This window comes from Roseateles chitinivorans, from assembly GCF_050632145.1.
GTDB classification, from domain to species: domain Bacteria; phylum Pseudomonadota; class Gammaproteobacteria; order Burkholderiales; family Burkholderiaceae_C; genus Roseateles; species Roseateles chitinivorans_B.
The window spans coordinates 5932582-5959121 of sequence record NZ_CP192577.1 but is presented as its reverse complement, the minus strand read 5'-3'; the positions used below and the strand labels follow the sequence as shown (position 1 = coordinate 5959121).

General features: G+C 67.7%; 25 protein-coding genes and 3 pseudogenes. 9 read left to right on the top strand and 19 right to left on the bottom strand.

What is annotated here, in order from left to right; translation table 11 throughout:
- Positions 1–21: 21 nt before the first annotated feature.
- Complete coding sequence (locus ACQ86G_RS27290) at positions 22–1341, bottom strand: aspartate aminotransferase family protein (protein ID WP_431258206.1); 1320 nt, start codon at positions 1339–1341, stop codon at positions 22–24.
- Positions 1342–1506: 165 nt separating this feature from the next.
- Here ACQ86G_RS27290 and ACQ86G_RS27285 point away from each other — a divergent pair, with 165 nt between their 5' ends.
- Positions 1507–1980 carry an Lrp/AsnC family transcriptional regulator gene (locus ACQ86G_RS27285; protein WP_431258205.1) on the top strand — a complete coding sequence of 158 codons (474 nt, stop codon included), beginning with the start codon at positions 1507–1509 and terminating at the stop codon, positions 1978–1980.
- A 21-nt stretch (positions 1981–2001) separates the two neighbouring features.
- Here the strand turns inward: ACQ86G_RS27285 and ACQ86G_RS27280 are convergent, their stop codons facing one another.
- Together ACQ86G_RS27280 and ACQ86G_RS27275 are read right to left on the bottom strand one after the other, a co-directional pair.
- On the bottom strand, positions 2002–2895 hold the full coding sequence (locus ACQ86G_RS27280) for a DMT family transporter (RefSeq protein WP_431258204.1): 894 nt from the start codon (positions 2893–2895) through the stop codon (positions 2002–2004).
- Between the two features lie 124 nt (positions 2896–3019).
- Positions 3020–3814, bottom strand: coding sequence for a ferritin-like domain-containing protein (locus ACQ86G_RS27275; RefSeq protein WP_431258203.1), 795 nt, complete (start codon positions 3812–3814; stop codon positions 3020–3022).
- Positions 3815–3843: 29 nt separating this feature from the next.
- Here ACQ86G_RS27275 and ACQ86G_RS27270 point away from each other — a divergent pair, with 29 nt between their 5' ends.
- Both ACQ86G_RS27270 and ACQ86G_RS27265 read left to right on the top strand, forming a co-directional pair.
- A complete protein-coding gene (locus tag ACQ86G_RS27270) occupies positions 3844–4389 on the top strand; it encodes a gamma carbonic anhydrase family protein (RefSeq protein WP_431258202.1) in 546 nt (181 codons plus the stop codon).
- A 20-nt stretch (positions 4390–4409) separates the two neighbouring features.
- The gene (locus tag ACQ86G_RS27265; RefSeq protein ID WP_431258201.1) at positions 4410–5390 is read left to right on the top strand and encodes an Hsp33 family molecular chaperone HslO; all 981 of its coding nucleotides are present in this window, start codon (positions 4410–4412) and stop codon (positions 5388–5390) included.
- A 146-nt stretch (positions 5391–5536) separates the two neighbouring features.
- On the opposite strand, the gene ACQ86G_RS27260 is transcribed toward ACQ86G_RS27265, so the two are convergent.
- The 12 genes and pseudogenes from ACQ86G_RS27260 to ACQ86G_RS27205 all read right to left on the bottom strand — a co-directional run bounded on the left by ACQ86G_RS27260 (position 5537) and on the right by ACQ86G_RS27205 (position 18565).
- A complete protein-coding gene (locus ACQ86G_RS27260; protein ID WP_431258200.1) occupies positions 5537–7318 on the bottom strand; it encodes a bifunctional metallophosphatase/5'-nucleotidase in 1782 nt (593 codons plus the stop codon).
- A gap of 124 nt (positions 7319–7442) precedes the next feature.
- On the bottom strand, positions 7443–8123 hold the full coding sequence (locus tag ACQ86G_RS27255) for an AAA family ATPase (RefSeq protein WP_431258199.1): 681 nt from the start codon (positions 8121–8123) through the stop codon (positions 7443–7445).
- A 69-nt stretch (positions 8124–8192) separates the two neighbouring features.
- Positions 8193–8710, bottom strand: a pseudogene (pnuC, locus tag ACQ86G_RS27250) (nicotinamide riboside transporter PnuC).
- Positions 8711–8891: 181 nt separating this feature from the next.
- Complete coding sequence (gene ftsB / locus ACQ86G_RS27245) at positions 8892–9161, bottom strand: cell division protein FtsB (RefSeq protein WP_088405488.1); 270 nt, start codon at positions 9159–9161, stop codon at positions 8892–8894.
- Positions 9162–9299: 138 nt separating this feature from the next.
- Positions 9300–10586: a phosphopyruvate hydratase gene (gene eno / locus ACQ86G_RS27240; protein WP_088405489.1), complete on the bottom strand. Its 1287-nt coding sequence runs from the start codon at positions 10584–10586 to the stop codon at positions 9300–9302.
- Positions 10587–10759: 173 nt separating this feature from the next.
- The gene (locus ACQ86G_RS27235; protein ID WP_431258198.1) at positions 10760–11047 is read right to left on the bottom strand and encodes a DUF1330 domain-containing protein; all 288 of its coding nucleotides are present in this window, start codon (positions 11045–11047) and stop codon (positions 10760–10762) included.
- Between the two features lie 52 nt (positions 11048–11099).
- Positions 11100–12776 carry a CTP synthase gene (locus ACQ86G_RS27230; RefSeq protein WP_431258197.1) on the bottom strand — a complete coding sequence of 559 codons (1677 nt, stop codon included), beginning with the start codon at positions 12774–12776 and terminating at the stop codon, positions 11100–11102.
- Positions 12777–12944: 168 nt separating this feature from the next.
- On the bottom strand, positions 12945–13781 hold the full coding sequence (locus ACQ86G_RS27225; RefSeq protein ID WP_431258196.1) for an alpha/beta fold hydrolase: 837 nt from the start codon (positions 13779–13781) through the stop codon (positions 12945–12947).
- Between the two features lie 21 nt (positions 13782–13802).
- Positions 13803–16402, bottom strand: a pseudogene (mutS, locus tag ACQ86G_RS27220) (DNA mismatch repair protein MutS).
- Positions 16403–16521: 119 nt separating this feature from the next.
- Positions 16522–16944, bottom strand: a complete 423-nt coding sequence (locus ACQ86G_RS27215; RefSeq protein ID WP_431258195.1) for a hypothetical protein — start codon at positions 16942–16944, stop codon at positions 16522–16524.
- Complete coding sequence (locus ACQ86G_RS27210) at positions 16941–17423, bottom strand: Panacea domain-containing protein (protein WP_431258194.1); 483 nt, start codon at positions 17421–17423, stop codon at positions 16941–16943. The genes ACQ86G_RS27215 and ACQ86G_RS27210 overlap by 4 nt, the downstream gene beginning before the upstream one ends.
- A gap of 164 nt (positions 17424–17587) precedes the next feature.
- Positions 17588–18565, bottom strand: coding sequence for an inositol monophosphatase family protein (locus ACQ86G_RS27205; RefSeq protein WP_431258193.1), 978 nt, complete (start codon positions 18563–18565; stop codon positions 17588–17590).
- Between the two features lie 132 nt (positions 18566–18697).
- Between ACQ86G_RS27205 and ACQ86G_RS27200 the strand changes: the two are divergent.
- A pseudogene (locus ACQ86G_RS27200) lies at positions 18698–19532 on the top strand (RNA methyltransferase).
- Positions 19533–19620: 88 nt separating this feature from the next.
- Positions 19621–20388 (top strand): serine O-acetyltransferase, encoded by a 768-nt coding sequence (cysE, locus tag ACQ86G_RS27195; protein ID WP_067270039.1) that lies wholly within the window; start codon positions 19621–19623, stop codon positions 20386–20388.
- Between the two features lie 108 nt (positions 20389–20496).
- Here cysE and ACQ86G_RS27190 read toward each other — a convergent pair whose 3' ends face one another.
- From ACQ86G_RS27190 to yjgA, 3 genes are read right to left on the bottom strand one after another with little or no spacing between them, the layout of a single operon-like run.
- Positions 20497–21000 (bottom strand): FKBP-type peptidyl-prolyl cis-trans isomerase, encoded by a 504-nt coding sequence (locus ACQ86G_RS27190; protein ID WP_431258192.1) that lies wholly within the window; start codon positions 20998–21000, stop codon positions 20497–20499.
- 56 nt (positions 21001–21056) lie between these two features.
- Entirely contained in the window at positions 21057–21677 is a 621-nt protein-coding gene (gene mog / locus ACQ86G_RS27185; protein WP_431258191.1) for a molybdopterin adenylyltransferase, read from the bottom strand.
- A complete protein-coding gene (gene yjgA / locus ACQ86G_RS27180; RefSeq protein WP_431258190.1) occupies positions 21670–22278 on the bottom strand; it encodes a ribosome biogenesis factor YjgA in 609 nt (202 codons plus the stop codon). Before yjgA ends, mog begins: the two co-directional genes overlap by 8 nt.
- Before the next feature lie 120 nt (positions 22279–22398).
- Between yjgA and pmbA the strand changes: the two genes are divergently transcribed.
- The 4 genes from pmbA to ACQ86G_RS27160 all read left to right on the top strand — a co-directional run bounded on the left by pmbA (position 22399) and on the right by ACQ86G_RS27160 (position 26012).
- On the top strand, positions 22399–23766 hold the full coding sequence (pmbA, locus tag ACQ86G_RS27175) for a metalloprotease PmbA (protein ID WP_431258189.1): 1368 nt from the start codon (positions 22399–22401) through the stop codon (positions 23764–23766).
- A gap of 183 nt (positions 23767–23949) precedes the next feature.
- Positions 23950–25032: a TRAP transporter substrate-binding protein gene (locus ACQ86G_RS27170; protein ID WP_431258188.1), complete on the top strand. Its 1083-nt coding sequence runs from the start codon at positions 23950–23952 to the stop codon at positions 25030–25032.
- Between the two features lie 163 nt (positions 25033–25195).
- Entirely contained in the window at positions 25196–25579 is a 384-nt protein-coding gene (locus ACQ86G_RS27165) for a hypothetical protein (protein ID WP_431258187.1), read from the top strand.
- A 109-nt stretch (positions 25580–25688) separates the two neighbouring features.
- The gene (locus ACQ86G_RS27160; protein ID WP_431258186.1) at positions 25689–26012 is read left to right on the top strand and encodes a type II toxin-antitoxin system RelE/ParE family toxin; all 324 of its coding nucleotides are present in this window, start codon (positions 25689–25691) and stop codon (positions 26010–26012) included.
- A gap of 25 nt (positions 26013–26037) precedes the next feature.
- Here the strand turns inward: ACQ86G_RS27160 and ACQ86G_RS27155 are convergent, their stop codons facing one another.
- On the bottom strand, positions 26038–26454 hold the full coding sequence (locus ACQ86G_RS27155; protein ID WP_431258185.1) for a hypothetical protein: 417 nt from the start codon (positions 26452–26454) through the stop codon (positions 26038–26040).
- Between the last annotated feature and the right edge of the window lie 86 nt (positions 26455–26540).

The following is a 26540-nucleotide window of genomic DNA, read 5'->3' as shown; positions in this document are numbered from 1 at the left end:
TCCGGCCGTCCGACTCGCGGGTCACTTCAACCGCCGCAACGCCACGCGGATCGCGTCGATCATCCGATCCAGGTGTTCGCGTTCGGCGATCAGCGGCGGCGACAGCGCCAGGATGTCGCCCGTGGTGCGGATCAGCACGCCTTGCTGCCAGCAGTCGAGGAAGGTCTCGAAGGCGCGCTTGGTCGGCTCGCCCGCGCGCGGCGACAGCTCGACACCGCCGACCAGGCCGAGGTTGCGAACGTCGATGACGTGGGGTTCGCCGCGCAGCGAATGCAGCTGTTCGGCGAAGTAGCCCTGCAGCGCCGAAGCGCGCGTCAGCAGGCCTTCTTCCGCATAGGTGTCCAGCGTCGCGAGGCCCGCCGCGCAGGCCAGCGGATGCGCCGAGTAGGTATAGCCGTGGAAGAACTCGATCAGGTGCTCGGGCCCGGTCATGAAGGTGTCATGGACGCGCTGCTGCGCGAACACCGCACCCATCGGCACGCAGCCGTTGGTCAGGCCCTTGGCCACCGTCATCAGGTCCGGCGTCACGCCGAAGGTCTGCGCCGCGAACGGGCTGCCGGTGCGGCCGAAGCCGGTGATGACCTCGTCGAAGATCAACAGGATGCCGTGCCTGTCGCAGATCTCGCGCAGCCGTTGCAGGTAGCCCTGCGGCGGGATCAGCACGCCGGCCGAGCCGGCCACCGGCTCCACGATCACCGCGGCGATCGTCGACGCGTCGTGCAGAGCGACCATGCGCTCGAGGTCGTCGGCCAGTTCCGCGCCGTGGGGCGGCAGGCCGACGCTGAAGGCGTTGCGGGCGATGTCGTGCGTGTGGCGCAGGTGATCGACACCAGCCAGCAGCGAGCCGAACATCTTGCGGTTCGCGACCATGCCGCCCACCGACATGCCGCCGAAGTTGACGCCGTGATAGCCGCGCTCGCGCCCGATGAGTCGCGTGCGCTGGCCCTCGCCGCGGACGCGGTGGTAGGCCAGCGCGATCTTCAGCGCCGTCTCCACCGACTCCGATCCGGAGTTGGTGAAGAACACCTTGTTCATGCCCTCGGGCGCGATCTCCGCCAGCCGTGACGCCAGCTCGAACGCCTTCGGATGCGCCATCTGGAACGGCGGCGCGAAGTCGAGCTCTGCCGCCTGCTCCTGGATCGCCTTCACGATGCGCGGCCGGTTGTGGCCCGCATTCACGCACCACAGGCCGGCGACTCCGTCCAGGATCTGCCGACCCTGGTCGTCGGTGAAGAACATGCCGTCGGCACGCGTGAGCAGGCGGGGCGACTGCTTGAACTGGCGGTTGGCCGTGAACGGCATCCAGTAGGCGTCGAGGTCGGGGCGGGCGGAGGTGGACATGGGAACTCCCGGAGCGTGTTCGGAGCGCGCGTTCGGCGCGCGTGGTCGATGCAGCCAGTCTAGGCAAGCTCAGGCGCAATCGGTGAGCGTTCCGGCGGCGGGAAAACCCGAGACGGCGCAATCTGCTGCGGCCTGAGTCGCAATTCTTCGAACAGAATGCCGTCGATGATCAAGGAAGTGCAACTGGATGCGATCGACCGCGCGATCCTCGCGGTCTTGCAGCGCGACGCGCGCATCTCGAACCAGGACCTCGCGCAGCAGGTCCACCTGTCGGCGTCGGCTTGCCTGCGGCGGGTCAAGCGGCTGGAGGATTCCGGCGTGATCGACCGCGTGGTCGCGCTGCTCAATCCGAAGGCGATCGGCAAGCCCGGCACCAGCTGGACCATCGTCAACGTCGAGCGCATGACGCCCGCCGCGCTGGCCGAGTTCGAGCAGGCCGTGAAGGACGCACCCGACATCCTCGACTGCTTCTACGTCGCTGGCAGCAACGACTACCTGCTGCGCTTCGCCTACAAGGACGCCGAGGACCTCGAGCGTCTGCACACGCATGTGCTCATGCAGCTGCCGGGCGTGGCGAAGGCGAATTCGATGCTGGTGCTGCGCACCGTCAAGAAGACGAGCGCGTTTCCGTTGGAATGAGCCTCGGATTGAGCGCGAGGGTCAGGCCGTGCGCGGCCGCAGCACGCGCAGCATGGGCAGCAACTGGATCAGCAGCATCGCGCCGAGGATCAGCGCGCAGCCCAGCAGTCCGGCACCGTTGAGGCGGTCGCCCATCATCAGGTAGCCGAAGACAGCGGCGAACAGCGTCTCGGACGACAGGATGATGGCGGCGTCGGCCGCGTGCGCGTAGCGCTGCGCGACGACCTGGCCGGTGAAGGCGACGCCCACGGACAGCACACCGGTGTAGAGGATGGGGCCGGCGGCGGCTTCGATGCCGGCCCAGCTCCACGACTCGAAGCCCAGCGCCCATGCCAGCGCAACGACGCCGCAGAACAGGAACTGCCCGCCCGCCACGGTGAACGGCGCGTTCATCCGGTCCGCGACCATGCCCACCAGCAGCACGTGCACGGCCCAGGGCAACGAGGACGCGATGACCCAGGCGTCGCCCACGCCGATGTTGAGTTCGTGCGCCCCCGACAGCAGGAAGGCGCCCACCAGGCAGGCCAGCGCGCCCGGCCACACCGACCAGTGCGGCAGGTGGCGCAGCACCAGCCAGCCCAGCAGCGGCACCAGCGGCACGTACAACGCGGTCAGGAAGCCGGCGTTGGTCACCGAGGTGTACTGGATGCCGATCTGCTGCAGTGCCGCGCCCGTGGTCAGCAGGGCGCCCAGGCCCATGATCTTGAGCCCGTCGCTGCCGCGCAGCGCCGTCGCACCCGGCGCGCGACGCTCGCGCACGATCAGCGGCAGCACGACCAGCGCACCGATCAGGAAGCGGATGCCGGTGAACATCATCGGACCGATGCTCTCCATGCCGTGGGCCTGGGCGACGAAGGCCGAGCCCCAGATCATCGCGATGAGGGTCAGCAGCAGGTTGGCTTGGATGCGGGTCATGGGCGGGAGTGTCGGGGATCTCGGTGCCCGCGCCGGATGGCACGGGCGAGCCAGCCTTCTTGGGCTGGCAGGGGAGGCTTGCAGCAGCAGCAGCTTCCGCCGGAGTTGGCAGGCAGTGCGGCGCTCAACTGCCCAGGTAGGCGATCTCTTCGTCGCTGAAGCCGGCGGCGCTGCGCGCCTCGACGTTGAACGGCGGGCGCAGCCTCGGTGCCTCGTAGCGCTCGACGAGTTCGGGATACAGCGTCAGCGGATCCAGCCCGCGCTCGCGGCACAGGTGGCGGTACCAGTGGTTGCCGATGCGCACGTGGCCGACCTCGTCGCGCAGGATCACGTCGAGGATCTCCACCGCGCGCGCGTCGCCGGCCTTGGCGAACTTGGCCTGCAGCGGCGGCGTCGCGTCCAGCCCGCGCGCCTCCAGCGTGCGCGGCACCAGTGCCATGCGCGCGAGCACGTCGCCGGCCGTGCGCATCGCCATCGTCCACAGCCCGTCGTGCGCATCGAAGTCGCCGTAGGACTTGCCCAGGCCGCGCAGATGCCCGTCGAGCAGCGTGAAGTGCAGCGCCTCCTCGGACGCGACCTGCAGCCAGTCGAGGTAGTACTGGCGCGGCATGCCGGGGAAGCGCCAGACCGCGTCCAACGCCAGGTTGATCGCGTTGAACTCGATGTGCGCGATCGCGTGGATCAGCGCCGCGCGGCCCTCGGGGGTGAACGGCGAACGCGACCCCACCTGCAGCGCCGCGAGCAGCCGCGGCCGCTCCGGACGGCCGGGTGGCTCGGTGTCAGGGGTGAGGAGGGTGGCGGTGTCGAGCGCGGCAGCCTCGGCGGCGACGGCCGCGTCGTGCAACTCACGGGCCGCGAGCGCCTTGGCCTGCGGCTCCGCGATCAGAAGCACCTGCAGCGCGCGGGATCGGAGTTCCATTCGTAGAATTATCCCTTTTGGAGAACCGCATGGCCGTCTACCGCCTCGGCGAACACACGCCGGAACTCGGCACCGGCGTCTGGATCGCCGAGAGCGCGCAGGTCGTCGGCCGCGTCACGCTCGGGGACGACGTCAGCGTCTGGTTCAACGCAGTCCTGCGCGGTGACAGCGAACACCTCACCATCGGCGCCGGCAGCAACATCCAGGACGGCAGCGTCCTGCACGCCGACGCCGGCATGCCGCTGGTCCTCGGCCGCAACGTCACCGTCGGCCACCAGGTCATGCTGCACGGCTGCACCGTCGGCGACAACGCGCTGATCGGCATCGGCGCGGTCGTGCTCAACGGCGCGCGCATCGGCGCCAACTGCCTGGTCGGCGCCGGCGCACTGGTCACCGAGGGCAAGGAATTTCCCGACGGCAGCCTGATCGTCGGCTCGCCGGCCCGGGTGGTGCGCGAACTCACGCCGCAGCAGATCCAGGGCCTGGCGATGAGCGCCGCCCATTACGTCAAGAACGGCCAGCGGTATGCCGAGGAACTCGTCCGCATTGACGATCCGCAATCCGTCCCCAGATAACTCGAATTCAAAGGAACCTCATGGCTACGTCGATCAAGCCCGCTCCGAGCGAGCTCCACAAATTCCTCTTCGAAGGCCTGCCCGTGCGCGGCATGCTGGTCCGGCTCGACGACAGCTGGAAGGAACTGCTCGGCCGCCGCAAGGAGCCGCTGGCGCCGGCGGTGCGCGACCTGCTCGGCCAGATGACCGCGGCTGGCGTGCTGATGCAGGCCAACATCAAGTTCAACGGCGCGCTGATCTTCCAGGTGATGGGCGACGGGCCGCTGAAGCTGGCGGTCGTCGAAGTGCAGCCGGACGCGAGCTTCCGCTCCACCGCGAAGACGCGCGAGACGGTGGTCGACGACGCGACGCTGCAGCAGATGCTCAACGTGCATGGCCAGGGCCGTGTCGCGATCACGCTCGATCCGAAGGACCGCCTGCCGGGTCAGCAGCCCTACCAGGGCGTCGTGCCGCTGAGCGGCCCGCAGGGCCAGCCGCTGGAGAAGCTCAGCGACGTGCTGCAGCACTACATGCGGCAGTCGGAGCAGCTCGAGACCACGCTGGTGCTGGCGGCCAACGACCAGCTCGCCGCGGGTCTGCTGATCCAGCGCCTGCCGATCGAGGGCGAGGGCAACCTCGAGGCGGGCGCCATGTCGGGCGTCGCGCGAGAGGAGATGGAGGACGCCTACAACCGCATCAGCATGCTGGCCGCGACCTTGACCGCGGAAGAGCTGCTGACGCTGGACAGCGACACCATCCTGCGCCGCCTGTTCTGGGAAGAGAACGTCCGCCGCTTCGATCCGCAGTACCCGCGCTTTGCGTGCACCTGCTCGCGCGAGCGTGTGGGCCGCATGCTGCTGGGCCTGGGCAGACAGGAGGTCGACGAGATCCTGGCCGAGCTCGGTGGTGTCGAGATCGGTTGCGAGTTCTGCGGCAACCACTATGTCTTCGACCCGGTGGATGTCGGTGAGCTCTTCACCGACCCGCAGAACCAGGCCCCGGGCTCAAGGAACGTCCAGTAACGAAGGCGCCCCACGGCACCGCTGCGCCAAGAACCGGGGTCAGCGAGCGCTTGTGGGGCCGGAGTGATGCTGGGGGTTCGCGGACGCGATGCCCCCTGCGTCGCGGAGAGCCCGCGCCAGGCTGTCCGAAGTCGTTGTCCGAATCGTCAGGGCGTATCCACGCGCACGACCCGATCCAGCGCCGTGGCCTTCACGCGCTGGGTGCCGTGGGCCTTGAAGTAGGCTTCCAGCGCTTCCACGTCCATCGGCCCGGTCTGCACCAGGCGCGCGGTCGTGAAGGTCTTGAAACTGTCCCCGCCGACCTGCAGGAAGTTGTTGATCGCGACGCGGACCTTCTGGTCCGGCGTGATCGCCTTGCCGTTCAGCGTCATGCTTCCGGGCACCACGTGCGAGCCGAAGGGGCGACGGTTGTCCCAGCGGTAGCTGAAGCCCTGCGAGGTCTGCAGCGGCAGGAATTTCTTCGGGTCGTTGGCCCACCATTGTTCTTCGAGCACGGCCTGCAGCTGCGCGCCTGACAGTTCCACCACGACCAATGCGTTCGAGAACGGCAGCGCCGCGAACAGGTCGCCGAAGGTGACCGTGTCGTCCGCGCGATGGATGAGTCCGGTGCGGACGCCGCCGTTGTTCTGGAACGCGATCTGCGCGCCGCCGTTCTCCGGCGCGCGCGTCGCGGCCAGCATCGCGTCGGCCACGAGCTGGCCCATCGTCGTGCCGCCGCCATCGCTCTTGTCGTCGCCTTCCTTGCTCAGTGCCTGCGCGAGGAAACCGACCTGGCGTTCGATCAGCGGCTGCGCCACGTGCTGGTAGCTGCTGATCAGCAGCGTCTGGCGCGGGTCCTTCGCCGTCTCCGGGCGCACCACGACGTTGTTGGCGCGCGCCTCGGTCATCGTGCCGGCGGCGCGGTCCAGGGTCAGGTCGATCTCCGTGACCAGCGTGCCGTACTTGTCGCCGCTGGTGACCAGGCGGCCGTCGATGCGGCAGTTGTAGGCGCGGTGGGTGTGGCCCGACACGATCAGGCCGACGCGCTTGTCCAGCTTCTTGACGATGTCGACGATCGGACCGGAGATCTCCGGGCAGTCGTTGATGCCGCCGGTCGGGTAGCCGCCTTCGTGGATCAGCACGACGAACGCGTGCACGCCCTGGCGCTCCAGCTCGGGGATCAGTCGGTTGATCGTCTCGGCTTCGTCGTCGAAGCGCAGGCCGCGGATGCCGGTCGGGCTGACCAGTTCCGGCGTGCCCTTCAGCGACAGGCCGATGAAGCCCACCGGCACGCCCTCGAAGCGCTTGATCGCGTAGGCCGGCAGCACGGACTGACCGGTCTTCTCGTCGATGGTGCTGGCGGCCAGGTACTGGTACTTCGCGCCCTTGAATTCAGTCGGGCCTTTGCAGCCGTCCTTCGGATGGCAGCCGCCGCGCTGCTTGCGCAGCAGTTCCTCGATGCCCTGGTCGAACTCGTGATTGCCGACGGAGGAGATGTCCAGTCCCATCATGCCCAGCGACTCGATCGTCGACTCGTCATGGAACAGCGCCGACAGCAGCGGGCTCGCGCCCACCAGGTCGCCCGCGGCCACGAAGACGTGGTTGGGATTCTTCGCCTTGATCTGCGCGACCACCGTGGCCATGCGCTCGGCGCCGCCGGCGTCCAGCGTGATCGTCTTGTCGGGGTTCTGCGGGTCGGGCAGCTTGATGCCGCCGGCCGGCGGGAGCAGGTTGCCGTGGAAATCGTTGATCGCCAGCACCTTGACGGCGACCGTCGCGGTGGCAGGTCTTGCGGTCTGAGTGGCCTTGGCGGCGCCCGGCGCGTCCAGCGACGGCGGCAGGGGCGCCTGCGGTCCGGAGGAGCTCAACGATCCGCAGGCGGCGAGCAGGGCCGCGCTCAGCAGCAGCGACAGGGCGCCCAGCGGGCGGCGGACGGAAGGACGGTTCATCGGGGGAGGCTCCAGGAACGCCGTGAATCTCTGAAATCGCGAAATGCCAGCCCTCCGCAAATGTTTGCGAGGGCGAAGCGGCGGATTGTGCCTCGCCTGTGTGGCGGGTCCGTGAGCGTGGCGTTCAGGCGCGCGGCAGGCGCTCGGCGGTGCGGCTGGCGTGCTCGCAGGCCGGGTCGTCGCAGAGTTCGCAGCCCTGCCAGCGCCCATCGCCGCCCAGGCTTTCCTCGCGCTGGAGCAGGCGGCCGAAGAGGCCGTCCTCGCGACCGAGATGAGGCCTCAGCAGCGGGCCGAGCGCGTTGAGTGCCTGCTGCAGCCGCTCGGGTCCGGCGCCCGAGACCAGGCTGTAGCCCAGGCCCGCGTCGCGCAGCGCGCGGCGCAGCAATCGATCCGTCGGCTGCTGCGCGTGCGGGCCGTCGCGCATGTTGTCGGCGACCCAGGGCAGGTCCAGCGCCATCAGCAGCGTCGCGTCCATGCGGGCCTGGACCTGCAGGGCGAATGGATAGAGGCTGGTGTCGGCGAACAGCTGCTCGCTGTACACGGCCGTCATCAGCGGCGTCGTGTCGTGCAGGACGAGGTCGTGATCCGCGGCGGCCGCTTCGGCCCGGCGCCATTGTTCTTCGGCGATCGCGCGCTGCTCGTCGGGGCGCGGCGTGCGCTGCTCGCGTTCGCACCACTCGCGCAGGACCTCGCCGACCAGCGCGCAGCGCAGCCGCGTCTGGGCGCTCAGATGCGCCAGCAGCGCGACGCCGAGGCGGCTCTTGCCGGTGCTCTCGGCGCCGACGAGGGCGATGTGCAGCGTCATGGCGGGGAGGGCGTCGGAGTGCGTGGGCGCAAGCGCATCAGGCCGGCAAAGGCGTGCGATCGGCCGCGTTCAAGCGGCGATCGCCGCCGGCCGCAGCTGACGCTGCCAGGCGCGCCAGCCGGCCACCGACATCGGCACGAACACCGCGTACAGCACGACCGTCAGCCAGTAGCCCTTGAGCGCGAACAGCCCGATGCTGACCAGGTTGACCATCACCCAGACGGGCCAGTTCTCCTGGTACTTGCGGCCGAGCAGCCACTGGCCGGTGATGCTGGCCACCGTGGGGAGGGCATCCCAATAGGGGAGGGGGAATCGGTGCGGTGCTGCAGGAACAGCCCCAGCAGCGGCCAGGCCGCGAGCGTGAACAGCACGGCGGTGACCCGGCCCTTCGGACCGAGCGTGCGCACGTGCAAGGTGTCGCCGTCCGCCGTGCGGCCGCGCATCCACTGCCACCAGCCCCACAGCGCGAGCCCCGCGAACAGCAGCTGCAGCGACGCTTCGCCGTAGAGCTTGCCGCTCCAGAACAGCAGGAAGTAGAGCAGCGAACTGGTCAGCGCCAACGGCCAGGCCATCACCTGGACGCGCATGTTGCAGACGACCATCCAGATCGCGAGCGCGAAGGCCACGAGCTCCAGCCAGCTGATCGGGCTGCCGAGGGCATGGAAGGCGGGCGAGAGCGCCCAGGCGAGCACGGCATCCATCGGCGAGAGCATGCGGGGTTTGCGGGAGGGAAGTGCGGAAGGGAGATTGTCGCGTGGTCCCGGCGTCTCAGCGACGCAGCGGCACGAAGACCTCGTCCGGCTTGACCATGCCCAGTTCCATGCGGGCCTTTTCCTCGACCATCTCGAGGCCTTCGCGCAGGTCGAGCAGCTCGGCCTGCAGCTGCGTGTTGCGCGCGCGGGCCTTCTCGTTGGCGTCGGCCTGCTCGCGCAGTTCGGCGCGCAGCTGGACGCCGCGGGCCAGGCCGCCCTTGCCGAACCAGAGCTGGGCCTGGATGGCGACAAGGAAGGCGGTGAGGACGATGGCCAGGGCTTTCACAGGCCGCGAGTTTAGCTGCAACGAAAAAGGGCAGGCCCGTGGGCCTGCCCTTCGAACGCGGGGAGCGCCCGCGCGCAACACCTTGCTTCACAGCCCTCAGCCAGCGCAGAGGACCGAGGCCGGCGATCAGCGCAGGTATCAGCGCAGGTTGTAGAACGCCGCGCGGCCGGGGTACACCGCCACGTCGCCCAGGTCTTCCTCGATGCGCAGCAGCTGGTTGTACTTGGCCATGCGGTCCGAGCGCGACAGCGAGCCGGTCTTGATCTGGCCGGCGTTCAGGCCGACGGCGATGTCGGAGATCGTCGAGTCCTCGGTCTCGCCCGAACGGTGCGAGATCACGGCGGTGTAGCCGGCGCGCTTGGCCATCTCGATGGCGGCGAAGGTCTCGGTCAGCGTGCCGATCTGGTTGATCTTGATCAGGATCGAGTTGGCGATGCCCTTGTCGATGCCTTCCTTCAGGATCTTGGTGTTGGTGACGAACAGGTCGTCGCCCACCAGCTGCACCTTGTCGCCGAGCTTCTCGGTGATGTGCTTCCAGCCGTCCCAGTCGCCTTCGGCCATGCCGTCCTCGATCGAGATGATGGGGTACTTGTCGACCCAGGTGGCCAGCATGTCGGTCCACTGTTCGGCCGTCAGCTGGATGCCGCCTTCGCCTTCCAGCACGTACTTGCCGTCCTTGTAGAACTCGCTGGCGGCGCAGTCCAGGCCCAGGGCGATCTGCTCGCCGGCGGTGTAGCCGGCCTTGTCGATCGCTTCCAGGATCATCTGGATCGCAGCTTCATGGTTCTCGACGTTCGGGGCGAAACCGCCTTCGTCGCCGACCGCGGTCGACATGCCCTTGGCGTCGATGATCTTCTTCAGCGCATGGAAGACTTCCGCGCCCCAGCGCAGCGCCTCGCGGAACGACGGCGCGCCCACGGGGATGATCATCAGCTCCTGCAGGTCGATCGAGTTGTTGGCGTGCGCGCCGCCGTTGATGACGTTCATCATCGGCACCGGCAGCTGGTTGCCGCTCATGCCGCCGAAGTAGCGGTACAGCGGCAGGCCCGATTCTTCCGCGGCGGCGCGCGCCACGGCCATCGACACCGCCAGCATGGCGTTGGCGCCCAGGCGGCTCTTGTTCTCGGTGCCGTCCAGGTCGATCAGGGTCTTGTCCAGGAAGGCCTGCTCGGAGGCGTCCAGGCCCAGCACGGCTTCCGAGATCTCGGTGTTGATGTGCTCGACGGCCTTCAGCACGCCCTTGCCCAGGTAGCGCGACTTGTCGCCGTCACGCAGTTCGATGGCTTCGCGCGAGCCGGTCGACGCGCCCGACGGCACGGCGGCGCGGCCCATCACGCCGGACTCCAGCAGCACGTCGCATTCCACGGTGGGGTTGCCGCGGCTGTCGAGGATCTCTCGGCCGACGATGTCAACAATGGCGCTCATGGGAACAGTCTCCAGAAGTGAAAAAACTCGGTCGGCGCGCATGGTGCCAGCAACGGGTTACCTGTGCTGAACAACCTGCGGCCTGAATGGGGGACGGAAAAAGCCACCGGGCCGTTCGCCGTCCGTCTGGACAGGCTGGCGGCGCGATGGCTCGTGTCGGGCATGGCGGGGGATCAGACGCCGTCGACGACGATCATGCGCATGACGCCGGCGTGCTCGCGCAGCGACTTGGCATGCTGGTAGGTCTCGGAGTCGTAGAAGGCCTTGGCCGCCGCGCGGTCGGGGAACTTCAGCACCACCAGACGGTTCGGTGTCCAAGGGCCTTCCAGCACCTCGAACGCGCCGCCGCGGACCAGCACTTCCGCGCCATGTTCCTGCATCGCCTTCGTGCTCCATTCGCGGTACTTCGCCATCTGTTCGGCGTCGGTCACGGTCACGTCGGCAATGATGAAAGCGGGCATGGGCGGTGTCTCGTTCGTGGGTGTCTGACGTCGTCCCCGATCCCGGCCGGGATCAGGCGGCCGCGGGGGCGCTGACCTCGTGGCCGGCCTTGGTCTTGTGCTCCAGCGCGGCCTTGATGAACGCGATGAACAGCGGGTGGCCGTCCCATGGGGTCGACTTGAACTCCGGGTGGAACTGCACGCCCATGTACCAGGGGTGCACGGTGCGCGGCAGCTCGACGATCTCGGTCAGCTTCTCGCGTTGCGTGATCGCCGAGATCACCAGGCCGGCGTCCTGGAGCTGGTCCAGGTACTGCTCGTTGGCTTCGTAGCGGTGGCGGTGACGTTCGTTCACCACCGGACCGTAGATCTCGTAGGCCAGCGTGCCCGGCTTGACGTCGGAGCTCTGCGCGCCCAGGCGCATCGTGCCGCCGAGGTCGGACTGCGCGTTGCGCTTCTGGATCGAGCCGTCCGCGTCCTGCCACTCGTCGATCAGCGCGATCACCTTGTGCGGCGCGTCGGGTTCGAACTCGGTCGAGTTCGCGCCGTCCAGGTGCGCCTTGTGGCGTGCGTACTCGATGGTCGCGACCTGCATGCCCAGGCAGATGCCCAGGTAGGGCGTCTTGTGCTCGCGGGCGTACTGGGCGGCGAGGATCTTGCCCTCGACGCCGCGCTTGCCGAAGCCGCCCGGCACCAGGATCGCGTCGTACTTGTCGAGCTGCTTCGAGTGTTCCGCGTCCAGCGTCTCCGAGTCCACATACTCGATGTTGACGCGGGCGTGGTTGTGGATGCCGGCGTGGCGCAGCGCCTCGTTCAGCGACTTGTAGCTGTCCGACAGGTCGGTGTACTTGCCGCACATCGCGATGGTGACTTCAGTCTTGGGGTTCTCGACCTCGTTGACCAGCGTGTCCCAGCGCTTCAGGTCGGCGGACTTGGTGTTGAGCTGCAGCTTGGTGCAGATCATCTGGTCCAGGCCCTGCTCGTGCAGCATGCGCGGGACCTTGTAGATCGTGTTGACGTCCCACATCGAGATCACGCCGTACTCGGGCACGTTCGTGAACAGCGAGATCTTCTCGCGCTCGTCGTCCGGGATGCGGCGGTCGGCGCGGCACAGCAGTGCGTCGGGCTGGATGCCGATCTCGCGCAGCTTCTGCACGGTGTGCTGCGTGGGCTTGGTCTTGAGCTCGCCGGCCGCGGCGATCCACGGCACGTAGGTCAGGTGCACGAACGCGACATTGTTCGGGCCGGACTTCAGGCTCATCTGGCGCGCGGCTTCGAGGAAGGGCAGCGATTCGATGTCGCCGACCGTGCCGCCGATCTCGACGATCGCCACGTCCACCGCGTCCGGCGTGCCGTGACCGGCGCCGCGACGGATGAAGTCCTGCATCTCGTTGGTGATGTGCGGGATCACCTGGACGGTCTTGCCGAGGTAGTCGCCGCGGCGCTCCTTCTCCAGCACCGACATGTAGATCTGTCCGGTGGTGAAGTTGTTGCTCTTCTTCATCCGCGTGGTGATGAAGCGCTCGTAGTGACCCAGGTCCAGGTCGGTCTCCGCGCCGTCGTCGGTCACGAACACTTCACCGTGCTGGAACGGCGACATCGTCCCCGGATCCACGTTGATGTAGGGATCCAGCTTGATCAGGGTGACTTTGAGGCCGCGGGACTCGAGAAGGGCCGCGAGAGAGGCCGATGCGATGCCCTTGCCGAGAGAGGACACGACACCGCCGGTGACGAAGACGTACTTGGTCATTGTCTTGCAGCGCTCGATGAACCCGGATGCGTCGTACCGGATCTCAAAACGCCGTGGTGGTAAAGCGCGATTATAGACCCACCCCTACCGGCTCCGCCGGCCCCCTCAAGGGGCAAGCCCGGTGGCTCGGCGGAGCCGACCCACGGGCTTCGCTTGATGAGTCGGCCCTCAGGGGCCTCCTTGTTCAGCCCTTCTGGCCGCGATGGTGTCCATCAGTTCAAGGACGAGGGTGGCTGTGTCGTCGGGTCTCTCGAAGGGGTAGAGGTGGGTGCCTTCGAACCATCGGAACAGGTCCTTGGCCAGCGCCTTGGAGCCGGCGGCGTTGGCCTGCCGGAGCTCCTCCGACTGCGTGCCCGCGATGAACGCCACCGGGCACCTGGGGGCGTGGCCCCTCAGGATGCGCGGGAGGTTGTGCGGCAGGGTGTTGTAGATGCGGGTCTCGATCTCGCGCGTGAAGCCCAGGCGCACCTGGCCGTCCTCGTGCGCGTCGAAGCCGCTGGCGATGTAGTCCTTCAGCACGCGCGGATCCCAGCGGGCGAACTTGTGCTTGGCGGCGAAATGCGCGTGCGCCTCGTCGAGACTGGGCCATTCGTAGCGTCGCTGGTGCGAGACCTTGCCCGGCGAGACGCGCTTGATGAAGCCGGCCGATTTCGCGACCTGCAGACTGTGTGCGCGCCAGCCGTCGATCACCGGCGAGTCCAGCATCACCAGCCCCCGTGCCAGCGCCGGCTTGCGGCAGGCGGCCAGCAGCGACAGCAGCCCGCCGAGCGAGTGCCCGATCAGCATCACCGGCGCGCTCGGCTTGACCTGGTCCTGGATGAAGTGCAGCAGCTCGTCGCGCAGGTGCGGCCAGTTGCTGGTGACCGGATACCGAGGATCGTGGCCGATACGCGGCAATGCGTGCACGGTCCAGCCCGCGTCGCGCCAGCGGTCGAACAGCACGCGATAGCAGCCCGCCGGGAACCCGTTGGCGTGCGAGAAGACGATGGTCTTGGCGGCGTCCATGCGGTGGGCGTGACGGCGTGGTCAGGCGCGGCCGGTGGCCAGCAGCTTGAGCTGGTACAGCGCCGCGTGGGCCTCGCGCGGACTCAGCGCGTCGGGGTCGAGGTCGCGCAGTGCGTCCAGCAGTTCGGAGGGCTCTTCGGCCGCCGCGCCCGGCGCGGGCTCGGGCGGCGGTGCGAACAGGTCGATCTGCGTTTCGCCCTCGCTGGCGCGTGCCTCCAGGGCTTCCAGCGCCGCGCGGGCCTGCCGCACGACCGGGCCCGGCATGCCGGCCAGGCGCGCGACCTGCACGCCATAGCTGCGGCTGGCGGGGCCGGGCTGGATCTCGTGCAGGAAGACGATGTCCTCGCCGCTCTCGACCGCCGACACATGCATGTTGACCGCCTGCGGGTGCTTGGCCGGGAACTCCGTCAGTTCGAAGTAGTGCGTCGCGAACAGCGTGAACGCGCGGCACTTGTCGTGCAGGTGGGTGGCGATCGCGCCGGCCAGCGCGAGGCCGTCGTAGGTCGAGGTGCCGCGGCCGATCTCGTCCATCAGCACCAGCGACTGCTCGGTGGCGGCATGCAGGATCGCGGCGCCCTCGGTCATCTCCAGCATGAAGGTCGACTGCGCGTTCGCGAGGTCGTCCGCCGCGCCGATCCGCGTGTGGATCGCATCGATGGGGCCGAGCCGGCAGGCGGTGGCCGGCACGTAGGCGCCGATGGCCGCCAGCAGCGCGATCAGCGCCACCTGCCGCATGAAGGTGCTCTTGCCGCCCATGTTCGGGCCGGTGATCACCATCAGCTTGGTGCGGGCGTCGAGCCGGCAGTCGTTGGCCATGAACTCGCCGGCGCCGGTCTCGCGCAGCCGGGCCTCGACCACCGGATGACGGCCGCCCTGGATGTCGATGCAGGGATGCGGGACGAACTCGGGGCGGCACCAGTTCAGCGTCGCCGCGCGTTCCGCCAGCGCGGCCAGCACGTCCAGCGACGCCAGCGAGCGCGCCAGCCGGCTCAGCGCCGGCATCTCCTCGGTGAGCTGGTCGATGACCAGCTCGTAGAGCATCTTCTCGCGGGCCAGCGCGCGTTCGTTCGCGGACAGCGACTTGTCCTCGAAGGCCTTGAGCTCGGGGGTGATGAAGCGTTCGGCGTTCGTCAGCGTCTGGCGGCGCGTGTAGTCGGCGGGGATCTTCTCGAGGCCGCTGTTCGTGACCTCGATGTAGAAGCCGTGCACCTTGTTGTACTTCACCCGCAGGTTGCCGATGCCGGTGCGCGCGCGTTCGCGGACCTCCATCGCGAGCAGGAACTGGTCGCAGTCGGTCTGCACGGCGCGCAGGTCGTCGAGCTCCTCGTCGAAGCCCTTGGCGATCACGCCGCCGTCGCGGAGCAGCGCCTGAGGTTCCTCGGCGATCGCGCGGGTCAGCAGCTCGGCGATGTGCGGCGAGGCCCGCAGGCCTTCGGACAGTTGTTCGAGCAGGGCCGAGCCGCCGGGTACGGTCTGGGCCAGTTCGGGCAGGATCAGCAGCGTCGCACGCAGGCCGGCCAGTTCGCGCGGACGCACCTGGCGCAGCGCCACGCGCGCGGCGATGCGCTCGACGTCGGAGACCTGGCGGAAGGCTTCCCGAAGGGGTTCGAAACCGGTGCTCATCAGCTCGGCGATGGCGTCCTGGCGTTCGCGGGCGACGCTGCGCTCGCGCTCCGGGTGCAGCAGCCAGAAACGCAGCGCGCGGCTGCCCATGCCGGTGCGGCATGAATCCAGCAGCGACAGCAGCGTCGGCGAGGTCTCGCCGCGCAGCGTCTGCGTCAGCTCCAGGTTGCGTTGCGTGGCGGGCGGCAGGTCGAGCAGGTCCGACGTACGCAGCACCCGCAGGCCCTTCACGTGCTTCAGCGCGCGGGTGCCCTGCGTGCTCTCGGCATAGGACAGCAGGCAGGAGGCGGCCGCATGGGCGGCGGGCAGGTCCTGCGCGTTGAGGCCTTGCAGGTTGACGACCCCGAGCTGCTCGCAGAGCTTGCGGCTGCCCAGGTTGGCGTCGAACTGCCAGCTCTGGCGATTGGTGATCGGCAGCTTGGCGGCCAGCACGGCCGGGGGTGTTTCTCGCGATCGATCAGGACTTCGGCCGGCGACAGGCGGGCCAGCCACGAGGCGAGGTCGCGTTCGCCGCATTGCGTCAGTCCGATCTGCCCCTGGGTCATCGAGAGCCAGGCCAGGCCGAAGGTCTTGCCCTGTGTCGCGATGGACAACAGGATCGAGTCCTGCTTGTCGGCGAGCAGTTCCGATTCCGTGACGGTGCCCGGCGTGGCGACGCGCATCACCTTGCGCTCGACCGGCCCCTTGGTGGCGCCGACTTCGCCGGTCTGCTCCGCGATCGCGACGGACTCGCCGAGTTTGAGCAGCTTGGCAAGGTAGGAGTCCAGCGAGTGCACCGGCACGCCGGCCATGACGACCGGCTCGCCACCGCTCTGGCCGCGGGTGGTCAGCGTGACGTCCAGCAGCGCGTTCGCCTTGCGCGCGTCGTCGAAGAAGACCTCGTAGAAGTCCCCCATCCGGTAGAAGAGCAGCGTGTCCGGATGCTCGGCCTTGAGGCCGAAATACTGCTGCATCATCGGCGTGTGGTGGCTGAAATCGGCAGGCGCGGCGCTGGTCATCGGGAGCGGTGGGAGCGGTGTAGACGGGAAATGGACAACGCCCTCGGGCGGAGGGCGCTGGGGTGTCTGGTTGGAGGACGAGTGTAGGGCATGGCCGTCCATGATCGGGCGCTCCGGGCTCATTGGTAGAGGCGGTGTTCGGGATCCAGCCAGACGATGTAGAAGACATCCTCCACCAGGATCCCGTGCACGCGGCCGTGTTCGTTCGCTGTCAGTTGGAACTGCCAGGCTCCGTAGTTCTGCATTCCGCTTGGGAGGTGCGAGAACCCTCGCTGCTCCGTTGTCTCGGACCAGTCAACGGGATGAATTCGCAGGGCGCGGTTTCGATTGCGTCGAAATTCGTCGGGCCTCATGGACGAGAGCCCTTGCAGGCGGCTCAACAGGCGCGACAGGTAGGACTCTGCATCGGCGACCTTGTCGTGATCAAACTTGTCAGTGGCGTGCAGAAGCCGGAACGAAAAGTGAAGCAGGCCGTCAGGGAGTGCTCCGGATGCCGGATGCGGCGGCGCGTGAGAAGCGCCTCCATGCTTGTGTCGATTCATGCTTGAGCCTCCTTCATTGCTGCGGACTCGGCCTTGAAGAACTTCGCCATCGATGCGTGCGTGATCTCCTCGTTGCAGGGGTCGATGAGGTCCAGGCCCCTGCGCGCTGTCTGCCACGGCGGCTCGTGATGGGTGCGGTACTCCAGCGACCATCCAGTGTCGAATCCATAGAGGTCAAGGACCCTTTCCATCACGCCGATCAGCCGATCCGGGAGGCCTTCGGGTTCTGCGGTTTCTTCGGTGATGGGCCGCCACGTGTAAGACGAATAACGATCGAAGACCGCCGGACAGACGGGGCCAGAGAAGCAGGCTTCGAGCCGCTCGGGGAAGGCGGGTTCGTCGAACTCCGCCAAGTGCCAGCCCTGGACGTAGTAGAGGAGTTTCTGCAGCTTGTAGTTGTTGATCGGATCGCGCTTCCACTCGAAGAAGTGGAGAAAGTAGGCGGCAACGGCTTGGGCGGAGATGGGTGGCGTGGTCATGGCGTTGTGGCGAGCGATGTCCGTGGTCGGATGAAGCCATGCTAGGTCTGCGCCGACATGTCGTGCTTCAACCGTTCGCGCCAAAAACGACAAAGCCCTCCAAGGGGAGGGCTCTGTTTGATCGGCGTCAATGACGCCGCGGATCGCCGGGAAGGCCGATGGAATCAGGCCTCTGCGCCGCCGTCGTTCTTCTTGATGCGCACCGGCGCACGCTTCTTCGGCGCGTCGGTTCCCCCTTCGGTGGTGGCCGCGGCCTTCTTCTTGGGGGCCGCCTTGTCGGTCGGCGCTCCGCCGGCCGCCGCTTCTGCATCGGCGTCCAGCGCGTCCTGCGTGATCACGCGGGTGTAGGGTGCCAGGATCTGGACCAGCGGGCCGTAGATGCGCGGCGTGCCGGCGACGATCTCGCGCTGGTGCAGGAAGTCCGGCTCGCCGGTGAAGTTGCCCACCAGACCGCCCGCTTCCTGGATGATCAGCGAACCGGCGGCCACGTCCCACGGGTGCAGGCCGGTCTCGAAGAAGCCGTCGTAATGGCCGGCGGCCACGTAGCACAGGTCCAGTGCCGCAGCGCCCGGACGGCGCACGCCGGCGACCTCGGTCATCACTTCCTCGAACATCTTCAGGTAGCGCTTGAAGTTGTCGCCGCGGCGGAACGGGAAGCCCGTGCCGATCAGCGCGTCGCTCATGCGGGTGCGCTTGCTCACGCGGATGCGCTTGTCGTTCAGGTAGGCGCCGCGGCCCTTGGTCGCGTAGAACAGGTCGTTGCGGGTCGGGTCGTAGACAACGGCCTGCTGCACGATGTTGCGGTGCGCCAGCGCGATCGACACGCAGTAGAACGGCAGGCCGTGGATGAAGTTGGTCGTGCCGTCCAGCGGGTCGATGATCCACTGGTACTCGGAATGCTTCGCGCCGTATTCGCGGCCGGATTCTTCGGCCAGGATGCCGTGGTCGGGGTAGGCCTGCAGCAGCGTCTCGATGATCGCCTGCTCGGCGGCCTGGTCCACTTCGGTCACGAAGTCGTTGGGCGACTTGGTGTTGATCTTCAGGATGTCCAGGTCCATCGACGCGCGGTTGATGATCGCGCCGGCGGTACGCGCCGCCTTGATGGCGACGTTGAGCATGGGATGGTGAGCGGCTTGCGTCATGCGGGACGGTTCCTGTGGGAAGTGGACTGGCGAAAGGAAAGAGCGGGCGTCGGATCTCAGGGCGAATTGAATCGCGGGAGAGGGGCCGGCGCGGATAATCTGCCATTTTGACACAGACTCGTGGTTTCCCCTATGCCCCCGGCTGACTCCGGCACGACCGCTCTCTCTCCGACGTCGGATCCGACACGTTTCGTGCTGATCGAGACCAGCCACCCCGGCAACGTCGGCTCCACCGCGCGGGCGATGAAGGTGATGGGCTTCCGCGACCTGGTGCTGGTGCGGCCCCGCTTCGCCGACGTGCTGAGCCAGGAGGAGACCGTGGCGATGGCCAGCGGCGCCGCCGACATCCTGGCGCGTGCGCGCATCGTGGACCGTGTCGAGGACGCGCTCGACGGTTGCACCTTCGTCTGCGCCACGGCGATGACGCCGCGGGACTTCGGGCCGCCGACGCGCGAGCCCAGGGCCCTCTTTTCCGAATTGGCGACGGGCGAGCCGACCCCCATCAGGTGGCCTTCCTTTTGGATCCGAGCGCTACGGCATGAGCAACGAGGATGTCTACCGCGCGCATGCCGTGCTGTCGATCCCGACGCATCCGGACTACGGCTCGCTGAACCTCGCGCAAGCGGTGCAGCTGGTGTCCTATGACTGGCGCCAGGCGCTGGGCGGCTTCGCGGTGGAGGCACGCACCGCCGATCCGCAGCTCGCCGACGCGCAGGCGGTGCAAGGCCTGCTGACGCATCTGGAAAGCAGCCTGGTCCACCTCGGTTACCTCGACCCGGCCTCGCCCAAGAAGCTGATGCCGCGTCTGAACCAGCTCTTCAATCGCGCCGGGCTGACGAAGGAAGAGATCCACATCCTGCGCGGCATCGCCCGTGCGATCGAGAAGACCCACCCCGCCGCCGGCACGCCCCCGCACTCGGGGGAGACGAGTAGTCCAGGACGTGGCGCCCGCGCGGCAGGCCAGTAAGCCTGCGCCGGGCAAGGTCGGGACCCGCCGCTAAACTGGCCGACCCTCAGCTCCAGCCCCTCGCGGGCTGCCATCGGGTCCCCCCACCATGTTCCAGCGTCTTCGCGAAGACATCGCCTGCATCCTCGAACGCGACCCCGCCGCCCGCTCGGCCTGGGAGGTGCTGACCTGTTACCCGGGTCTGCACGCGCTGGTGATGCATCGCTGTGCGCACTGGTTCTGGTTGCGTGGTTTCCGCTGGCTGGGGCGCTTCACGTCCCACATCGGCCGCTTCCTGACCGGCATCGAGATCCACCCCGGCGCGACCATCGGCCGGCGTGTGTTCATCGACCACGGCATGGGCGTCGTCATCGGCGAGATGACCGAGATCGGCGACGAGGTCACCATCTATCAAGGCGTGACCCTGGGCGGCACCTCGCTGGTGAAGGGCGCCAAGCGGCACCCGACGCTGGAGCGCGGCGTCATCGTCGGTGCGAACGCCTGCATCCTCGGCGGCTTCACGGTCGGGGAGGGCGCGCGCGTCGGCTCCGGCGCGGTGGTGACCAAGCCGGTGCCCCCCGGTGCGACGGCGGTCGGAAACCCGGCCCGTGTCATCGAGGCCAAGCTCGACGCCAGACGTGAGGAAGCGGCGGCGCGGATGGGCTTCTCGGCCTACGGCGTGACGCAGGGCGACGACCCGGTGGCGCTGGCCATGAAGGGCCTGATCGACAATGCCGCCACGCAGGAGCACCAGATCGCACTGCTCTGGCAGGCGATCGCGAAGCTGTCCGAGCAGGAGCAGACCGATTGCGTGCCGCAAGGTGCGCAGCAGGGCGAGCACTTCGATGCGGCGGAGCTGTCGCGGCTGGTGAAGTGATCGACGGTCAGCGCCGCTGATCCCCGTCCGTTCCGGAGGGAAATGCAGAAGGGCGCCGATGGCGCCCTTCGTTCTTTCGAGATCCCCCATCGAGGGGCTCCGCAGCGATCAGTGATGGTGCCCGTGCGCGCCGTGCGCGTGACCGTGCTCGATCTCTTCCTGCGACGCGGCGCGGACGTCGGTGACCTTGACGCTGATCTTCAGGTGCTGGCCGGCCAGCGGGTGGTTGCCGTCCAGGTGAACGGTGTCGCCCTTGACCTTCACGACGGTGAAGACGTGGAAGCCGTCGTCGGCCGCCGGTTCTTCCTCGCCGTCCTTGGCCTGGCGGATCTGGATCTGGCCGCCGACCTTCACGCCGGGCGGGAAGTCCTTCTTCGGGATCGTGATCAGCAGGCTCTCGTCGCGCTCGCCGAAGCCGGTCTCGGGCGTCAGCTCGATCGTCGTGGCGAAGCCCTTTTCCTGGCCTTCCAGCGCGGCTTCGACGACGGGCAGCGTGTTGCCGTAGCCGCCGATCAGCAGCGCCATCGGCTCGTCGGTCTTCTCGATGATCTGGCCGAGCTTGTTCGCGACCTTCAGTTCGACGGTGGCGATGGTGTCCTTGGTGATCTTCATGGGTGTTGCTTCGGGGTTGCGTCTGTGGAGGCCTCTCGTGGAGGCCGCAGGGGTGGTCAGCCCGGGCGCTTCGGCCGTTGGGCGGTCTTGGGGCGGAACGCGGCGCAGACCGCGTCGCGTGTCTCGAGGTAGGGGCCGCCGATCAGGTCGATGCAGTACGGCACGGCGGCGAAGATGCCGCTGGCGGCCTCGTGGCCGGCCAGCGTCTCGGCGATCGCCTTGGGCTGGCCGGGCAGGTTGATGATCAGCGCCTGGCCGCGGATCACCGCGACCTGGCGCGACAGGATCGCGGTCGGCACGAAGCGCAGCGAGATCTGCCGCATCTGCTCGCCGAAGCCCGGCATCACGCGGTCGGCGACGTCCATCGTCGCCTCGGGCGTGACGTCGCGGATCGCGGGGCCGGTGCCGCCGGTGGTCAGCACGAGGTGGCAGCCGGTCTCGTCGACGAGCTCGCGCAAGGTCTTCGCGATGAGCTCGCGCTCGTCGGGGATCAGCCGCGGCTGGAACTCGATCGGATTGATCAGCGCCGAGCGCAGCCAGTCCTGCAGCGCCGGGAGGCCCTTGTCCTCGTAGACGCCGCTGGAGGCGCGGTCGCTGATCGACACGATCCCGATGCGGACCGGTTCCGGCGGAGGCAAACCCGCGCCGTTGTCCGACGGGGCCGCCTGCTCACTCATCGTCGTCCTCGTCGGAGGCATCCGCGTCCTCGTTGGCCGGGGCGCTGTCCTTGCCGGCGAGCACATGGCCCTTCACGAACTGGAACAGCTCGCGCCAGGCGCGGCCGTTGCGCTGCTCGGGCGCCTGCGCGCGGTCCTTGCGGGCGGCGCGGATCAGGCTGCGCAGCTGCTGGGTGTCGACCTCGTCGAAGCTGTCGATGAAGCCCTGCAATGCGCTGTCTTCCTCGACCAGTCGCACGCGCCAGCGTTCGGCCTGGTGCAGCTCCAGCGAGTCCTGCGCGCGGCCGAGCTTGAACTCGGCGACGGCCTGGCGGATCGGCTCGGGATCGACCTGGCGCATCAGCTTCCCGATCAGCTGCAGGTGGCGCTTCTTGCCGCTGCGGGCGGTGCCGGCGACGATGCGGCGGCCTTCCTTGATCGCGTCGAGCAGCGATTCGGGCAGGTCGAGCGCGGCCACGCGCTTCTCGGGCAGCGTGAGCAGCTCTTCGCCCAGCGCCTGCAGCGCATCCATGTCGCGCTTGAGCTGGCTTTTGCTGGGGCGGTCGTCTTCGAGGTCGTCGAAGTCCGCGCGGTCGTCGTGGTCGTCGTGGTCGGCGTTCATGAGAGGGGAAAGCGAGAAGCCCCGACCGGGAGGGCGGGGCACAGCGACCGTATGATAGTCGCCACCCCGCCGCGGCCTCGGATTCCCCCAGGCCGCGCTGCTTTCAAAGAGACCGCATTCATGAGTCAAGCCGAGCAAGGATTCGCCTACAGCCAGGATCATTTCCGCCAGTTGATCGAGGACGTCCTGGCCGAAGCCAAACACCAGGGCGCCAGCGAGGCCGGCGCGGAAGTGTCCGAGGGCAGCGGCATGTCGGTGTCGGTGCGGCGCGGCCAGCTCGAGAACGTCGAGCGCAACCGCGACAAGTCGCTGGGCATCTCGGTCTACCTGGGCCAGCGCAGAGGCAACGCGAGCACCTCGGACTTCTCGCCGCAGGCGCTGAAGGACACGGTCAGGGCGGCCTACGACATCGCGCGCTTCACGGCCGAGGACGAGTTCGCCGGCCTGCCGGACGAGCAGGACCTGTCGCTCGACGAAGCGGCGCGGCCGTCGCTGGACCTGTTCCATCCGTGGGCGATCACCGCCGAGCAGGCCGCCGAGCTGGCGCTGCGCTGCGAGGACGCGGCGCTGAAGACGGACCCGCGCATCACCAACTCGGAAGGCGCGGCGGTCTCGGCGCAGCAGTCGCACTTCTATTCGGGCAACTCGCGCGGCTTCCGCGGCGGCTATGCGAGTTCGCGGCACTCGGTGTCGGTGGCCCCGATCGCCGGACGCGGCGCGGGCATGGAACGCGACGCCTGGTACAGCTCGATGCGCGACGCGGCGGACCTGTCCTCCGCCGAAACCATCGGCCGCTATGCCGCCGAGCGCGCGCTGGCGCGGCTCAAGGGCCGCAAGGTCAAGACGGCCAGCGTGCCGGTGCTGTTCGAGGCCCCGGTCGCCGCCGGGCTGCTGGGCGCGCTGGTGCAGGCGACCAGCGGCGGAGCGCTCTACCGCCGCGCGAGCTTCCTGCTCGACAGCCTGGACCAGCAGATCCTGTCGCCGCACGTGGAGGTCGTCGAGGATCCGCACATCGTCAAGGGCAAGGGCAGCTCGCCCTTCGACGACGAGGGCGTGGTGACGAAGGCGCGCACCGTGGTCGACGCGGGCGTGCTCAAGGGCTACTTCCTGTCGACCTACTCGGCGCGCAAGCTGGGCCTGCGCACGACGGGCCATGCGGGCGGCTCCCACAACCTGACGATGCGCAGCAAGGCGACGGCACCCGGCGACGACCTGCCGACGATGCTGCGGCGCCTGGGCACCGGCCTGTTCGTCACCGAGCTGATGGGGCAGGGCGTCAACTACGTGACGGGCGACTACTCGCGCGGCGCGAGCGGCTACTGGGTCGAGAACGGCGTCATCGCCTTCCCGGTCAACGAGATCACGATCGCCGGCAACGTCAAGGAGATGTTCAAGCAGATCGTGGGCATCGGCGCAGACACGTACACGCTGGGCAGCAAGACGGTGGGCTCAATCCTGCTGGAGAACATGAAGCTCGCCGGCGCGTGATCGCCGACTGACCTCGACCGATCTCCGATGAAGCGGCGCCTTGGGCGCCGCTTCGCTTTGGGGAGCTCTCCGGGGTTGTCAGGTTGACGCCAGCCGTGCGGTGGTTAATCCTCTTTTCGCTCGGGCCTCGGCTCGGAAGGTGCCCGTGATGCGGCGCCGATACCAACGAAAATTGGAGACTTCATGGAGCGTCGTTCGTTCGTCAAGAATGCCGGCCTGGCCGGCGTGCTGGCCGCGGGTGCGGCACCGGCCATCGTGCATGCGCAGGCCAACATCCGGTGGCGGATGGCGTCGAGCTTCCCCAAGCAGCTCGACACGATCTACGGCGGTGGCGAGGTCTTCGCCAAGAAGGTCAGCGAGCTCAGCGGCGGCAAGTTCCAGATCAGCGTGCATGCGGGCGGCGAGCTGATGCCGGCCTTCGGCGTGGTCGACGGCGTGCAGAACGCGACGGTCGAGATCGCGCACACGGTGCCGTACTACTTCTTCGGCAAGGACGAGACCTTCGCGATCGGCGCGTCCATCCCGTTCGGACTGAACTCGCGGCAGATGACGGCGTGGACCTTCCACGGCAACGGTCTGAAGCTGATGCGTGAGTTCTACCGGAACTACAACATCATCAACTTCCCCGGCGGCAACACCGGCGCGCAGATGGCGGGCTGGTACCGCAAGGAGATCAAGTCTGCGGCGGACTTCAAGGGCCTGAAGTTCCGCATCGGCGGCTTCGCGGGCCGGGTGATCGAGCGCATGGGCGGCGTGCCGCAGAACCTGCCGGGCGGGGAGCTGTATTCCGCGCTGGAGAAGGGCACGATCGACGCGGCGGAATGGGTGGGCCCGTACGACGACCTGAAGCTGGGCTTCAACAAGGTCGCGCCGTTCTACTACTACCCCGGCTGGTGGGAGGGCGGCCCGCAGGTCGACTTCTTCATCAACACCAAGGCCTATGAAGGACTGTCGCCCGAGTACAAGGCGATCGTCGAGGCGGCGTCCGCGTACGTGCATGTGGACATGCAGGCCAAGTACGACGTGCTGAATCCGCAGGCGCTCAAGCAGCTGGTGGCGGCCAAGACCAAGCTGATGCGCTTCCCGAAGGACACCATGGACCTGGCGTTCAAGGAGTCGATGGCGCTGTACAGCGAGCTGTCGGCGAAGAATCCGAACTGGAAGAAGGTCTACGAGGATTACGCCAACTTCCGGCGTGACCAGAACCTGTGGTTCCGCTTCGCGGAAGCGGGCTTCGACGACTTCATGCAGTCGCAGCGGTTCTGATCGGGATCGAACTTCGGAACGACGGCAGCACCGTCTTCCGCTGACCGCGGGCCGCGCTTCGACAAGGGGCGCGGCCCGTTTCTCTTGCGACTTGCCTCTGGCCCGAGGCCATCGTCCGTGGCGTCACAATCCGTCCTGGATCAATCGGCATCAGGATGACTTCATGAATCAGGAAACGCAGTCGCTCGAAGCGCTCCTCAAGGCCCTTCGTGTGCTGCTCATGGCGTTGTTGACGCTGGTCGTCATCGCCGTGATCTGCTTTCGCCTCTTCGCGTACACGTTCGTGGGCTCGCTGACGGTCTGGACGGCCATGCCTGCGATCGTGCTGGTGGGGTTGCTGATCATGCTGCGTCTGTCTCAGGCGGTTCGCCGCGTCGGCGCGATGCTGCTCCTGGTGCTCTATGCGCTCAGCATCTTCTTCTTCGGCTGGCGCCATGTCATGGAGCTGTACGCGTCTGACGGTCCATTCGCCTTCGATCTCTTCGAGGCGGTGTTGATCGTCCTGCTGGCCGTGCCGAGTCTGGTCCGTCCGAGAGCCACTTTCTGAAATCGTCCGGGCACCGCGCCCCCACCCATCAGTAGGCCGCCTTCAGGACGAATCGTTCGCACGCAAGACCCGGCACTGACCTTCATCGCAGTGATGCGCGGAGGTCGATGTGGTCGTGTATGTCGCGCGCCGGTTTCGCAGGTGGATGCGAGATCAAGGATTGAAAGACGGTGATCTTTGTCGAGCCGTCAGGGAAATGACTCAGGGCTTGATTGACGCAAACCTCGGTGGCGCGTTGTTCAAGAAGCGCATTACCCGAAACGGTCAAGGAAAGCGTGGCGGTTTTCGGACGATTGTGGCCAAACCGGAATTCGAGACCTGGCTCTTCGTTTACGGTTTCGCCAAGAGCGATCTAGGAAACATCAGCGCAGCGAAAGAGCTGTTTCGTCCTCGTAGGCAGCGGGCGCTTCGCGCAGCAGGTCTCCGTCGTTGATGCACGACCTTGTTTACGGGGGCGCTCATTCGCATCGTCCCGTTTGCCAGTTCGGCGAACTCTCCGGAATGGGCTTGATCCGTCGTTCTGCACCGGCGCCAACGATGCAGAACTTCGCGTCGTAACCTCGCGTGGGGTCGGAGCGGTCCGAGGGTTTCACGTTGAGAGACACGTAGTAGACCTTGCCGTCTCGCAACTCGCTCACCGGTTCCGAAGTGCCGCCTTCCAGCGCCTGGCCGTATGCGAGGCACGAGAACGACAAGACAGGCAGCCCACCCACCGTGCGGAAATGCATCGCCCACATCTTGCGGTTGGATTGCTCCGCGTCATCGGCGACCGAGATCGCTTGCAGGCGAGCGGCAGGATCGCGCTTCGCCTCCTTGGCGGGCACGGCGAAACAGGGACGGCCGTCTTCCAGCAGCTTCACCTCTGCCGTGCCCATGACGGATGTGGCCCCGGAGGGGATCGACAGGCATAACAGCGCGCTGGCGCCAATCGTCTTGTGAAAGGTCGCTACGGCTCGTGAGC